The organism is Streptomyces sp. NPDC002888 (genome assembly GCF_042888465.1).
In the GTDB taxonomy this organism is placed as follows: Bacteria; Actinomycetota; Actinomycetes; order Streptomycetales; family Streptomycetaceae; genus Streptomyces.
Genome location: NZ_JBIAPU010000004.1, coordinates 48,032 through 62,279, shown reverse-complemented (window position 1 = coordinate 62,279; position 14,248 = coordinate 48,032). Strand labels below are relative to the sequence as shown.

General features: G+C 70.8%; 4 protein-coding genes. 1 reads left to right on the top strand and 3 read right to left on the bottom strand.

What is annotated here, in order from left to right:
* Positions 1-12 precede the first annotated feature (12 nt).
* The 3 genes from ACFYWX_RS08015 to ACFYWX_RS08005 form a co-directional block, all read right to left on the bottom strand.
* Positions 13-7,047: an RHS repeat-associated core domain-containing protein gene (locus ACFYWX_RS08015; protein WP_389423122.1), complete on the bottom strand. Its 7,035-nt coding sequence runs from the start codon at positions 7,045-7,047 to the stop codon at positions 13-15.
* A 146-nt stretch (positions 7,048-7,193) separates the two neighbouring features.
* A complete protein-coding gene (locus tag ACFYWX_RS08010; protein WP_389423121.1) occupies positions 7,194-10,907 on the bottom strand; it encodes a LamG domain-containing protein in 3,714 nt (1,237 codons plus the stop codon).
* 32 nt (positions 10,908-10,939) lie between these two features.
* Positions 10,940-12,484: a VCBS repeat-containing protein gene (locus ACFYWX_RS08005; protein ID WP_389423120.1), complete on the bottom strand. Its 1,545-nt coding sequence runs from the start codon at positions 12,482-12,484 to the stop codon at positions 10,940-10,942.
* Positions 12,485-12,989: 505 nt separating this feature from the next.
* On the opposite strand from ACFYWX_RS08005, the gene ACFYWX_RS08000 reads away from it, so the two are divergent.
* A complete protein-coding gene (locus ACFYWX_RS08000) occupies positions 12,990-14,201 on the top strand; it encodes an ROK family protein (RefSeq protein ID WP_389423119.1) in 1,212 nt (403 codons plus the stop codon).
* Positions 14,202-14,248 lie beyond the last annotated feature (47 nt).

Sequence of the window (14,248 nt, the reverse complement as noted above, 5' to 3'; positions counted from 1 at the left end):
CGTTGATCGCTGCTAGCACGTGCACGACGGACTCGCGTCCGTGATGAACCTGCGGATTCCGGCCATCTGTGACCAGTCGGGTTCGGGTCCGGTCGGCAGGGCCGTCAGCTCGTTCCCCTCGCGTTTGTAGAACGTGATGCTCTTCCACGACCGTTCACCGGAGTAGACGGCCCGGGCGATGAGTCCCATCTCGATGTCCGTGGCGAACGGGTGCCCCGGGGTGAGCCCGTCGGTGGCGGCGTCCATGAAGTTGCCGACGCCCTCCAGGTTGACGTGGAGCTTGACCTTCGGGTCGCGGATCGCGTCCTGCACCGGCCCCATCCAGTTCTCCCCCGCCTTCTGGAAGTGCTTGAACTCCTTCTTCTCCGCCCAGGCGTAGGTGCCCTCGTCCTTCTGTCCCAGGGCCACATCGCAGTTGTGGACCAGCAGCGGGGTCTCGCCGGCCGCCACATAGTAGGTGTGGATGCCGGTGACGGTGAGGTCGTGGGTGCGCTGGCGGCGCTCGAAGTGGCGGACGTCCTCGACGGTGGCCGTGGTGCCGCTCGCCGTGCGCAGGGTCATGCCCGGGCGCAGGTCCCCGGCCTGGACCCAGCGGTTCTCGGAGACCACCCAGAACGGGTGGGTGACCGTGGCGACCAGGGAGGCCGCCCCGACCGTGAGGTCGACGAACTGCTTGTCGTCCTCGGTGACGATCGTGCCCGCGACCTCACGGACGACCGTGCGGCCGGTCTCCGGGTCGGTGACCGTGATCCGGTCGCCGGGCCTGATGTCCTTGATCTTCTTGCGTTTGCCGTCGGCGAGCAGGACCTCGGCGTCCGGCAGGAAGCTGTGGCACTTGCCGGCCTTGCCGCCCCCACCGACCGAGCTCTTGATCCGGTCGACGGCGGCGAGCGCCTTCTCCCTCGCCTTCGCCAGCGCCGCCCGGGCGCTGTTGAGGCGCTCGGACGCCTTCGACATGGCCTTCAGGCCGCCGAAGATGTCCTTCAGCAGACCGGTGACGCGTTTGGCGAGCTTGATGCCCTTGCCGATGTTCCAGGGCATGCCGTACTTCGCCAGGAGTTTTCCGGCGATGCCGCCCGCGAAGCTGCCCGCGATGTTCAGCAGCGTCTCGCCGCAGGCCCCGATGTCACCGCTGGAGATGCAGTCCATCGCGGCGTTGATGCCGAGGATGTCCTTGACGATGTGGACGATCGCCTTGACCGACGACTTGACCTGCTGCTGGGCCCGGGACTGCTGGGCCTCCGCGCCGGCGACCTCCTGCGCCGCCTGACCGACCTCGGCACTGCCACTCGGGCAGTACGGGTCGATGGCGCTCGGGCACCAGGCGCCGTCACCGCGGGCGTTGCCGTGCTGGTCGCAGTTCATGGAGCGGCCGTTGCGGCACTCGAACAGGCCGGTCGGGTCGGACAGGGTGACCGGGGTGTTGCTCGCGTACGCGTATCCGTTCATCTGCTGGGGCCGCGTGAAGTCGAGCAGCGGGTCCGGCGAGACGAACTTGCCCAGGTCGGCGTCGTATTGGCGGGCGCCGATGTTGACCAGGCCGGTGGAGGCGTCGATCGTGCCCCCGACGAAGCCCTTCTGGCCGGGCCAGGTGCCGGTCTCCGGCGACAGCTTGCCTCGGGCGGCGCCGTAGGGGTCGCTGCGCCGCTGGGTGACGGCGCCGCTCACGGCGTCGACGGCGAGTTCCCCGGTGCCGTGGTGGTCGGCGGAGAGGAAGGAGACCTTGTTGTCGGAGGTGCGGATCGCGACGGTCTGGCCGGCGTACGTGTAGTAGCGGGTCGCGGTGGCCGTCGTGGAACCGGTCTTCAGCTCCAGTTCCAGGCCGGGCAGGTAGACCGTGGTCTCGTCGGCCGTCGTGCGCTTGAGCCGGTTGCCGCCCGCGTCGTACAGGAACGACGTCGCGGCGCCGTCGGCCTCGACGGCCTTGGTGAGCTTGCCGGTGGCGTCCCAGTCGAGGGTCTGGGTGTCGCCGCCGATCGTGCGCTTCCAGGTGTTGCCCGACACGTCGTAGGCGTACGTCTGCTGCCGGTCGCCGGTCGGGGTCTTCTCGGCGATCTTGGTCACCTGGTGGGGTCCGCCGTCGCCGGCCTCGCCCGGGGTGCCGTCCTGGTCGCCGTCCTGGTAGGCGAAGGTGCGCGTGGTGTTCTTGGCCGCGTTCAGGGACGGGTCGTGGCGGATCTCCTGGGTGCGGTTGCCGATGTCGTCGACCGACCAGCTCGTCCAGTACGCCGCCGGTCCGCCGAGCGGGTTGGCACCCGCTGCCGCGTCACAGGCGGTGGGCTTCTTGCCGGCGTAGTCGGGGGTGCCCCCGATGGTGCCCTCGCCCTGGGCGGTGGCGGCAGTGGCCGCCGGGGTCCAGGCGTCGACGAGGCGGGCCTGGCCGTCGTAGGCGAAGCACTGCACGTCCAGGCTCGCGGCGCTCGCCGGGTTGGCGGTGTCGGCGACGGAGAGGACGTTGCCGGACTGGTCGTAGGAGTAGTGCTGGTCCTTGGCGACGGTGGCGGTGGAGCCGACCTTCACCGTGGAGCGGGTGAGGCGGTCGGTGCCCTTCTCGTAGTAGAAGTTCTCCTCGGTGCGCGCACCGCCGGTGCTGAGGGAGAGCTGCAGCAGCTGGCTGGTGTTGGACCAGACGGTGCCGGTGACGTACGTCGACGTGGCGCTGCTCATGGTGAGCGGGCGCTGCAGGTCGTCGTAGGTGAACTTGAGGCTCTCCGTGGGCAGTCCGCCGGCCGCCGGAACGCCGTTGCTGGCGACGGTGCCGTCGCGGTTGTAGGCGGTGGTGAAGGGATAGGTGCCCGCGAGCTTCCCCTCGGAGGGCGGGACCGTGTAGTTGGTGGTCGTCGGCCGGTAGAAGGAGTCGAAGGCGCCCACGACGGTCGAGTACGCCTCGCCGTTCGTCAGGTAGCGGTAGGTGGCGTAGGAGTAGCCGAGCGAACCGGAGCGGTCGTACTTGGTCTCGGTCAGCTTGGTGCCCGAGTCGACCGCGCCCTCCCAGGTCGACATGGGGCGGCCCAGGCTGTCGTACTCGGTGGAGACGATCCGGTGCCGGGCGTCCTCCGTGGACTTCAGGCGGTCCGCGTCGTCGTAGGTGAACTTGGTCTCGCCGGTGTCCGGGTCGGTCTTGCGGACCAGGCGGCCGCGCTGGTCGTACTCCTGGCGCCAGACGTTGCCCTTGGAGTCCGTGACGGTGGCGAGTTCACCGGCGGGGGTGTGGGTGTACTTGGTGACCGTGCGCTCGGTGCCGGGCCCCGTCGGGACGGGCGTGTCGCCCTTGTAGTGCCACAGCTCCTTGATCTTGCCCTCGGCGTCCGTGACCGTCGTGGTCGCCACTCCGCCGGGCGGCGGGTCGCTGTGGGTCATGTTGCCGTCGTACGCCGTCGTGGAGCGCCACTGCTCGTACCCGGCGATGGTGAAGATCTCGGCGGTGGAGCGGCCCAGGCCGTCGTACTCGTACCGCATCTGGTTGGCGACGTCGCCGTTGGTGACCTTGAGCAGCTGGTCCGAGGCCGCGCCGGCCGCGTAGTACGTCTCGTTGGCGCGCTTCACGGAGCCGGTGGCGTCGTAGAAGGTGTCGGCGACCATACGGCCGCCGTTCGGACCCTCGGTCTGCTGCTGACGCGGGCGGAGCAGGCCGTCGTAGAGCTGCCACTCGGTGCCGTAACTGCCGTCCTGCTCGATCTTCTCGGTCTTGACGGCGACCGGGTCGTTCTGGCGGACGAGGTAGCTGTACTTGATGCTCGGCGTCTGGTTGCTGCGCCGGTCCGGCAGCCACACCGAGGTGAGCCGGCCGAGCGCGTCGTGGGCCAGGTCGGTGCGCTTGCCGTTGGGGTCGGTCTGTCCGGTGGACTGGCCGCGCAGCCGGTCGAAGGACGTGATGGTGTTGTGGCCGAGGTCGTTGGTGACCTTGGTCTCCGAGATCAGTCCGTTGACATCGGTGTAGAAGGTCCTGGTCAGCGCCCCGGCCGTGTCCTCCTGGGTGCTGGGACGGCCGAAGTCGTCGTAGCTGGTGATACCGGTGGTCTGGTACGTGCCCTTGGTGCCGTCGTGGGTGACCAGACGCTGGGTGGAGGTGGCCAGCCCCTTGGTGGGCGCGGCGCCGTAGGCGCCGTTGTCGTACAGGGTGCGCTGGTCGGTGACGACGTCGCCGGGGGTCTTGCCGTCGGTCTTGCGGTTCGGGGTGACGTCGCAGGCGACCGAGACGGTCTCGATCTGCTTGGGCAGCGAGTGGATGTGCTTGGCCGCGTTGTCGGCGTACGACGTGCGCGTGCAGGTGTTGTCCGAGGCTGTCGAGGTGTCGCCGCGGTTGTCGATCTCCAGGACGCGCCCGTTCTCGGGGTCGTACTCCGTCCTCGACTCCGTCTCGATCCAGCCGCCGGAGGACTTGACGGTGTAGCCGCGCACCTGGGTCGTCTGGACGAGGGTCGCCTTGGTGGTGCCCCAGCTGCGGGTCTGGGTGGCCGTGTCGTGCTTCCACGGCGTGCTGACGGTCTTGGAGACGACCTTGCCCTTGTCGTAGGCGGCCTTCTCCACCTCGAAGCCGGTGAACTCCTTGTGGCCGGTGTACTCGGTGCCGTTGGAGGCGGTGACCTTCTCGGTGCGGGTGCCGCCGCCGGGCAGCTTGTCGCCGTTCATGCCCTGGAGGTAGGTGTGGTCGACGCGGGTGCTGTGCTCGCTGTCGCCGCTGGTGACGGAGACCTTGCCGTAGCCCTGCCACTGGCTCCAGGTCAGGAACTTCTCGTCGGTGATGCCGTCGGGCTCGGCGTGCCGCCAGGCCGCGTCGCCCTGGTAGTCGTAGCGGGTGACCATCACGTCGTTGACGTCGCCGCCGGTGCGGTCGCGCTGGGTCACGGTGTCGACGACGTACTTGTGGAACCAGTCGGTGATCGGCTCCAGCCAGCCCGGGGGCGCCCACTCCACCGGGTAGCAGCGCTTGACCGACTCACCCGGCTTGGGCAGCGCGTCGGCCGAGCAGTCGGGCGACTTGTAGGCGATGTCGAGCTGGGAGCCGCTCTCGCTGATGACAGTGGCGAGCCGGAATCGGTTCAGGGGCGCGATGTTGTCGCCGATCCTGTCGACGCGGTTCGCCAGCTTGGTGCCGATCAGCGTCACCGGCGGCAGCTTGATGTCCGTGCCGTCGCCGGCCTTGCCGGTGTGGACGATCTCCGACAGCCACAGGGTGTTGGAGTCGTCGCCGTTGTCGGTGAAGCGGTGGGTGAGGGACCAGGCGTCGACGTCGGCGTACGGGTTCGCGCTGTCGCCGGTGTAGGCCTGGGTGGTGATCGACTCGAGGCGCTTGCGGGTCCAGAACGACGGGGAGGACTGGACGGCCGAGCACTTGGTGTCGGCCTTGCAGTAGCGGTCGAAGGGGGTGTCCGGCCACTTGCCGGCGTTGGCCGAGGTCCACTTGTCCGCCGCGCAGTCGAACGTGTCGGTGGTCAGGCAGCGTTCGGCGGTGCCGAAGACCACGCGGGCCGGCGCGGGCTGCGTGTACAGCGTGGACTCGCGCTGGCCGTACTCGACGCGCTTGAGGTAGCCGCCGCGGACGTAGGAGGTGCCGTTGACGTCGGTCTTGCCGTTCAGGGCGTAGTGGTTGACCTCCTGCCCGTAGTAGTAGGACATGACGTTGCCCTGGGGGTCCTTGACGTGGTCGAGGTTCCAGCGCCACCCCTGCTTGCACCACGCGCTGGTGAACGTGGCGTTGTAGCAGGGCTCCTTGTCGTCGTCGCCGAAGACGGGCGTCGTCCAGGCGGAGTCCGTCTCGGCCTTGCCGTCGCTCCAGCCCGGGAGGCGGTTCAGGCCGAACCAGTACTCGGTGCCGTCGGCGGTGGTGACCTTCCAGTGCTCGCCGTCGTCGTCGCCGTTCTTCGCGCCGGTCAGCTGCTCGACCTTCGAGCCGTCCTCGCCGGAGACGTGCCACTTGCCGTCTTCGTCGCTCTTGACCAGCTGCGCGGCCGACCCGTTGAGCATGAGGGTCGCGTTGTCGAAGGCCCAGCACTGCTCACCCGACGAGGAGTGCCCGTCGTCGGCGCACGGCTTGTAGGAGCGCTCGACGTAGCCAGGCTCGAACGCGAAGCCCTCGCCCACCCAGGAGCCCTGGTTGTTGGTCGTCGTGGTCCGGCCGTCGGCCGTCTGCGAGGAGTACGACAGCCCCACGGAGGGGCTGAGCCCGCCCGGGGTCGGCACGACCGGGATCGGGTACGACCAGGAGAAGCCGCCCGAGGAGGGCGCCACGTTCCACTCGGCCGACGGGGAGAGCGGGGTCGCCTTGTAGTCGCCCTGGGCGGAGGCGTCGCCCGCGGCGAGGGCGACCACCGTGCCGGCGGAGGAGGCGGACAGCGGTGCGGAGACCGTCCGGGCCTTGGCGTCGTTGACGGACGCCAGCGGTTTCGGGCGGCCCGGGCACCCCTTGCCGCCGAGCTTCTGGTCCAGGGCGCAGGCGGGCACCTCGTACAGCGCGAGTCGGGAGCCGTGGCTGCCGCCGTACGCCTCCGCGAAGGCGCCGTAGTCCACGCTCAGCCGCACCTTCGCCCGGTCGGCACCGGGGTTGTTCACGCGCAGCAGGACATCGGCGCCGGCCGCGGTGGCCCGGGCGTGGGGGAGGACTTCCACGGCCAGGTCGTCGGGGGTCGTGGGGGTGGTCGTCCGGGCCGGCTTCGACGACTTGGCAGTCTTCGGCGACTTGGCCGTCTTCGGCTGCTCGATCGCCGACAGACCGACCGGCAGCCCGCCGATCTTCTGCGGTGTCGCGCGGGACTCCGACGCCGAGACCGGTACGGTGCGTCGGCCCGCGCTCGGCCAGGTCGCCTTGTCCAGGCCGCGGATCGCGGCCTTGCGGGTCGGGTCCGCGGGGATCTTCCGGGGGGCCGGGGCGTCCTTGCCCTCGACGGGGTCGCCGAGCTCCTGGACGGCTGGGCCGGGGGTGCCCTCACGGTCGGGGAAGGCCACGGCCTGGACCGTGCTCGCCGTGAGGGCGAGTGAGACGGCGGCGGCCACGACCGCGGCCCGGCCTCGCAGGCGGCGGGTGAGGAGGGATCTGGCAGCAGGCATGCAGGTACTCCGCGGGTTGAGGAGCGAAGGCGGGGGGTTGGAAGGGCCGCTGGGCGTCTCCGGCCGGAGGGTTCTCCCGGAGAGCGGGGCCACGAGGTCGGGGACGGGGTTCCGGCCGAGGCGCGCGCCCCGGCCGGAACCGTCCGTCACAGGGTCGGCTGGGCCAGCCGCTCGGCCATCCAGCCGACGGCGACCGCGTCGGCCGCTCCGGCGTAGACGCGAACGTCGTCCACCTCGCCGCCGAGGTAGTTGGCCCAGCCCGTGCCGGACTTGGCGCGGCCGACCTGCAGTCCGCCGGTCGCGGCCCAGTAGCCGATCCTGTGCTTGCCGGCGTTCTCGGCGTCGGCGAGCTGACCGTCGACGTAGAGGCGCAGCCGCTTGGTGAGCCCGTCGTAGACCACGGCGATGTGCTGTCCGCCGTCCAGGGTCGGGTCGCCGGCCTGGTCGTCGGGGATGGTCAGGGTCGCGGCGGCCGGATCGTCGCTGCCGGGGACCACCAACTCCCAATGGCCGTAGGGGTTTTCGTCGGTGTACTTGGTGTAGCGGACCAGGAAGCGGTTGGTCTTGCCGCCCGCCAGCGCGAACAGGGTCTGGTCGGTGGTGGCGGACTCGGCGGCCACCCGGACCCGGGCGGCCACGGTGAAGCTGCCGTCCGCGCCGACCGGTGCCGAGGAGGTGGCCGCGTAGCCGTTCCCGGCGAGCACCAGGTGGCCGCCCGGTACCGCGCCCTGCTCGCCCATGGACGTCACCAGCGGGTACGGCCCTTCGGCGACCTGCTCCGGCGTCTGCTGGAACAGGGTGGCGCCGCCGCCCAGCGTCAGGGCACGGCCGCCGACGGTGTCGGGGCTCGCCCCGGAGGTGACGGTGTCGAGCGGCCAGTAGCCCTTGCGGGACGGCTTGACGGTGAGCATCGACTTGACCTCGGCGGCCGGGGTGAGCCGGTCGAAGACGCGGACCTCGGCGATGTCCCCGGTGAAGTTGCGGGTGTATCCGGCCTTGGTGACCGCGCGGCCGATCTGCAGTGCGCCGCGCGCCGACCAGGTGGACTGCCGGGCGGTGGACTTCTTCAGCTCGCCGTTGACGTACAGCTGGAGTTGGCCGGCCGCCGGGTCGTAGGTGCCGGTCAGGTGGACCCACTCGTTCGGGCACACCGGTTTGGTGGTGCTGTCCTTGCAGGTGGCGGTGGAGGTGGCGGTGGCCCGCCACTCGCCGAGGGACTCGACGTCGTTGGCGGGGACGCCGAACGACCAGTTCTTGCCGACGGCGTCGTAGCCGAGGGTGAAGCCGGGTTCGCCGGTGCCGTCCTGGCTGACCACGACCCCGTCCTTGTCGAGGGCCGTGGGCCGCACCCAGGCGCTGACCGAGAAGCCCTTGGCGGTGTCGACCACGGGCGCGTCGGTGGTCAGGTAGGCGTCGGCCGTGCCGTCGAGGTGGGCCGCGCGGTCCGCCGTACCGCCCGGGCCGTCCTTCGTGGTGAAGGCGACGGCGGTGCCGACGCGCGCGGCGCGGCTGTTGTCGCTCTCGTCCTTGACGTGCCGGCCCTCCTCGGAGGCCAGCGGGTCGTCACCGAGGTTCCACTGCCCGGCGACGCTCTTGCCCTCCTTGACGACGAACGAGTACACCGCCGGGGCGCTGGGGTTGTTCGCCTTGTCGTACGACGTCACCTCCAGCACCACCGTGCCGATCTCGCCGGGTGTGTGCGGTACCGAGACGGGGGCCGTCGGGGACGAGGGCGAGATGTTCTTCGGTCCTGCGGTGTCCCTGGTGAAGTCGTAGGAGTAGCGGGTCACGTCGTTGTCGAACTTGTCGCCGAGGTTGGGCGAGAAGGTGAAGGTGCCCGTCTCGCCGACGCCGAGCTCACCGGACTTGTCCTCGGGGAAGTCCTTGGAGTCGACGTCCGGCTTGCCCGGCACGTTGCGGTCCAGGACGAACTCGCAGCGCACGGCGGAGTCGCCCTCGTAGCTCCACGGGCCCCAGGTGACCTTGTCGTGGACCGCGGCCGACCAGTAGACCTTGCCGTTCTCGGGGATCGCCGGCTTGCCCTTCGGCACCTTGATCTTGTGCTCGAACTTGGCGCCGGTCGGGGAGGAGTAGCCGGTGTCCTTCTCGTACTTCTGGGCGTTGCCGTTCTTGTCGGTCCACTCGACCCGGAAGCGCACCTTGACGGGTTCCGCCTCGTCCTTGGAGTGGTCGGGGTCGCGCGGGATGACCAGCAGCTTGGGCAGTTCGTCGACGTGCTGGCTGCGCACGGCGCCGGTGGAGGTGGCGCACACACCGCCGGGGCTGGTCCACATCTCCTTCATGGAGACCTTCGCGGGCGGCCGGTTGTAGGTGACCTCCAGGACGGCGTTGCCGCAGATCCGCTTCCACTCGTGCAGGTCGCCCTCGTCGGCGGCCCGCAGTCCGAACGTCATCTGCGTCCAGCCGCCGGTGGCCGCGGACTGCACCTCCTGGGTGAGCGCGCCGCTCCGACCGGACTCGAAGCGCAGGTTGGGGGCGCTGGAGCAGGACACGGGCGAGATCGCCTTGTCCACGGTCATGATGTGGCTGTCCCAGGCGGTGTCGGTGTTGCCCCAGTCCGTCGACGAGTTGATGCCGAAGTTCTTGCCGCCCACGCGGTACAGCCGTACGGGCTCGTCCTCCGGGGTCGCGCTGTAGATGTGCGCGACCCGCACGGCGAACGTGGCCTCCAGGATGTCCTTGCCCTTGTAGAAGGAGGTCGGCACCGTGTACATGAGCCTGCGCACGTCGACGCCGTTGCAGGCGATCGGGTTGTAGTCGATCGGGCACTTGCCCATGCCGGCCGAGCCGCTGAACTTCCAGTCCTGCTCGTTCGGCATGCCCTTCATCACCGAGGTCCAGGCCGTGCGGCTGGTGGTCTTCTCGATGGGGTCGATGACGACGGGGAAGCTGGTGTCGGGGTCGGTGAGCAGGTCCTGGGAGGGGATCAGCGTCAGCTTGTCCTGGCCGACCTCCAGGTCGACCGGGGCGGTGGCCGCGTCCTGCGGGGGCTCGAGGTCACTGGCTGCCGTGGCCGCGCCGGCGAGGGCGGCGGGGCGCACGGTCGTGGCCGGGGCGTCCTGCTGGTCGCCCGCGTCCCACATGACCGGTGAACCGGCTTCCAGGACCACGCCCTTGGAGTCGCTGTCCAGGGCGCGCAGCGCACCGGAGGAGGTCTCCTGCAAGGTCAACGACGTGGTGTCCACGCCCAGGTCGAGGCGGGCGAGGTCCGGGTTGCGGGCGGCCTCGGGGGTGTTGACCACGACGAGGTGGCCGAACCCGTCCGGCTCGGCCTGCACGACCAGGTCCACATCGGGCAGCACGTTCTCGTACGTCGCGGAGTCGCCGTTGACGACCGGCTTCGGGAGCTTGCCGCCCGGCCAGGACAGCGCGAGTTCGCGTCCGGCGACCCGGACCCGGGCGAAGGGCCCGTCGCCGCCGCCGGAGAAGGTGACGTCGGCCGTGGTCGCCTTCGGTGCCCAGCTGCCGTCGGCGCGCTGGACGAGGGACTCGTCGATGTCCGCCCACCGGCCACCGCGCAGGGTGCGTACCGGCTCGGCGAACTCCTTGGCGGTGAAGCTGCCGTCGCTGTTGGCCAGGACGGTACGGCGCTCCTCCCGCAGGCCGGTCACCTCGACGCTCTGGCCCGCCTCCTGCGCGGCCGTCTGCGCCTCGGCCTCGGTGGGCAGGCCGCTCGCGACCGCCTCCCGCAGTGCGGCCGGGGTGGCGGCCGCCGCCGCGGCCTGGGACCGTACGTCCACAGCGTCCGTGGAATCCGTGGGCAGCCCGGCCAGCGTGGTCGCCACGAGCCCGGCCGCGGCGAGCGCCACCGCCGCCGTCGTCGCGGTGCGGCGTCTCACTCTCTGCACCTTCACTTCGTTCTTTCCCCCGTTCACCGGATCACCGCTCCGAAGGACGTCACGCCGTCGGCCGGGATGCCGCCCTCGCCGGGTCGCCAGGCCTGCACGGTGCCCGCGGTGCCGCCGGGGGCGACATTGGCCCAGGGCAGCCCGTACACGGCACGGTCCGCGGCGGGCCCGTAGGGCACACCGAGGTACAGCGAGGCGGTCGTCGCGCCGAGGCCGGTACCGAAGTACTCCTGCGGCCCGACGTCACCGCCGATTCCGGCCTCGCCCTGCTCGATCCACACGTCGCCGTCTCCGGGCTCGCCGACCAGCGGGAACGTCTGCACCGCGCCGGCGTCGCGGTCGTCGCCGATGTCCTCGCCGGGGACACCGACCGCGAGGAGCACGGTGGACGCGGTGGCGGCCGTGTTGGGCGAGATGTTGACCGCGGCCAGGCGTTCCCCGAAGAGGTCGCCGGGTTCGGACGCGCCTTCGATGCCGGGGAGGTCCTGTTGCATGCCCGGGCGTTCCGAGACGGCTCCGGCGGCGGTCACCTTGAAGACCTGCACGATGCCGGCGTCGGCGTCCGCGGGGAGGTCCTCGCCGGGCACGCCGACGATCAGGAGCGACTCGGTGGGCGTACCGGTTCCGGAGGCCCGGAAGGGGACCATGGCGAGGGCCTTGCCGAAGCTGTCGCTGGGCTCGGCGCCGCCGGAGATCGCCGATCCGTCGGTAAGGGTGCCGTCCTGGTCGAGGCCGGCGAGCGCGGTCGGTTTGCCGTCGGTGAAGGTGTGGCCGAAGACGGCGACGCCGCCGGCGAAGGTGTCCGTGCCGATGGCCTCGCCCGGGGTGGAGACAGCGAAGTGGGTGGCGGTGGCGGCGATCTGGGCTCCGAAGCGGTCGTCCTTCTCGACGACGCCCGGGACGCCCGCCGTGTCCTGGCTGAAGTCGGTGAACTTGCCGTCCCTCAGGTAGACCGCCGAACCCGCGTCCACCAGGGAGGGCGTGCCGATGTCCTCGCCCGGCGAGCCGATGATCAGGAAGGGCTTGCCGCCGCTGGTGCCGGCGGCCACGGAGTACCCGAACCAGTCGCCCGCCTCCGCGGCCCCCGGGACGGAGTCCAGCCCCTGGTCGTAGCCCGCGGACGCGATGCCCTGGCCCAGGCCGTCGGGCGAGCCGTAGATCACGGCGGCGCCTCCGGCGTCGAGGGCGGTGCCGATCGCCTCGTGCGGGATGCCGACCGCCAGGTCGTCGCAGCCGTCCTCGTTGACGTCGAACGTGGCCATGCTGAAGCCGAACTGGTCACCCGCCTCCGCCGAGCCGGGCACCTCGGCGAGACTCTGGTCCAGCCGCTTGGTGCCCTTGCCGCCGCCGTAGACGACGTCGATGTGGCCGGCGCGGGCGCTGCCCGCCACCGTGGCCTCGGGGTCGGCGATCGCCACGTCGCGGATGCCGTCACCGTTGTAGTCCGGGTTCACGCCCCCGGTGCACGTCGCCGCGGCCAACGCCGGAGCCCCTGCCGGGCTTCCGGACAGCCCACCCGCCGTGAGCAGCAGCGCCGCCACACCCACGAGCGTCGCCCGCGCGGCCATGCGGTTCCCCCACCGCACCTTCACAGTCCCCACCCCGTCAAGTCACAGAGAGCACAAAAGTGGCCTGAGTTAACGGTGGGTGAAAACGAACGTCAAGAAAAATTAAAGATGCGGGGAACGGGAGTTGACCTGATCTCGCCCGCCCCTCCCGCCTCGGAACTTCACTACAGCAACCGCTTGCACGTCACTGTCACGACACATCAGGCATGTTCACATCAGAAGCCGCGTGCCAGCGCATTGCGGACCGGCACACACGAAGCCCCTCCCCGCCGGAACCCTTGCCATCACACAGAGTTGGCCGATTCCCGTCGCCGGGCCGGGCAAAGACTCGCCCTCCGCCTTGCCGATTCCTCTTGACGCCCCCTCCACGCCGGGCTTACCTTCCTCCCCACTGGATAGGAAACTTTCCTAACAATGATCCGGAGGGCCTCCTCGAAGCCACCGGATGGACTTCCCTTCCAGGTCACTGAGAAGCTGGGCAGTTGAAAGGCAGGTGTCGACCCCCATGGCAGGAACCGCCGGTACGCCGGGCACCCCGCGCGTCCTGCGCGCCATGAACGACCGTGCCGCGCTCGACCTGCTGCTGACCCACGGCCAGCTGTCCCGCACCCGGATCGGCAAGCTCACCGGCCTGTCCAAGCCGACCGCATCCCAGCTCCTGGCCCGCCTGGAGGCGGCGGGACTCGTCCTCGCCACGGGCACCAGCGAGGGCCGACCCGGCCCCAACGCCCAGCTCTACGAGGTGAATCCGGCCGCCGGATACGCCGCGGGCCTCGACGTCACCCCCGAACGCCTTTTCGCCGCCGTCGCCGACATCACCGGCCGCACGATCGGCGAGTACGAACTGCCCACCCCCGGCAGGCGGCCCGCGCAGTCCGTCGTCCAGCAGGTCACCGACGCCCTCGACGGCGCCGTGAAGGCGGCCGGCCTGGCCCGGGACGACATCCGCCGGCTCGTCATCGGCACGCCCGGCGCCTTCGACCCCAACACCGGTCGTCTGCGCTACGCCTCGCACCTTCCCGGCTGGCACTCCCCCGCGCTGCTCGACGACCTCGCCGCCGCGCTGCCGATGCCGGTCGAGTACGAGAACGACGTCAACCTCGTCGCCGTGGCCGAGCAGCGGCTCGGCGCGGCCCGGGGCCACGACGACTTCGTGCTGCTGTGGAACGAGGGGGGCCTCGGCGCCTCCCTCGTCCTCGGTGGCCGACTGCACCGCGGCTGGACCGGCGGCGCGGGAGAGGTGGGTTTCCTTCCGGTTCCGGGGGCACCCCTGGTCCGGCAGGTGACCAAGGCCAACAGTGGCGGATACCAGGAGCTGGCCGGCTCACAGGCCATCCCCCAGCTGGCCCGGGAGCTCGGCATCACCGGCATCCCGTCGGGGCCGTACGCCGAGGTGGCCGCCGCTCTCGTCGAGCGGGCCGCCACGCAGGACACGGTCCTGCACCGGCTGCTGCTGGAGACGTACGCCACCCGGCTCGCCACCGGTCTCGCCTCGCTCGTGTCCGTCCTCGACCCCGAACTCGTCGTCCTCAGCGGCGCCTCGCTGACGTCGGGCGGCGAGGTGCTGCGCGCCCTGGTCCAGGCCGAGCTGGAGGAGCTGGCGGCCTCCCGGCCCCGGCTCGTCGTCGGCGACGTGCACCAGCATCCGGTGCTGCGCGGCGCGCTGGAGAGCGCGCTGGCCGCCACCCGCGACGAGGTCTTCGACACCTCGCGCTGACCCCCGTACCCACCCCCCTCCCTCCTCACCTCCTCTCTTCCCAAACC

Coding starts and splice junctions, on each gene's coding strand:
- ACFYWX_RS08005 (WP_389423120.1), bottom strand. CDS start 12,484: ATGGCCGCGCGGGCGACGCTCGTGGGTGTGGCGGCGCTGCTGCTCACG.
- ACFYWX_RS08000 (WP_389423119.1), top strand. CDS start 12,990: ATGGCAGGAACCGCCGGTACGCCGGGCACCCCGCGCGTCCTGCGCGCC.
- ACFYWX_RS08015 (WP_389423122.1), bottom strand. CDS start 7,047: ATGCCTGCTGCCAGATCCCTCCTCACCCGCCGCCTGCGAGGCCGGGCC.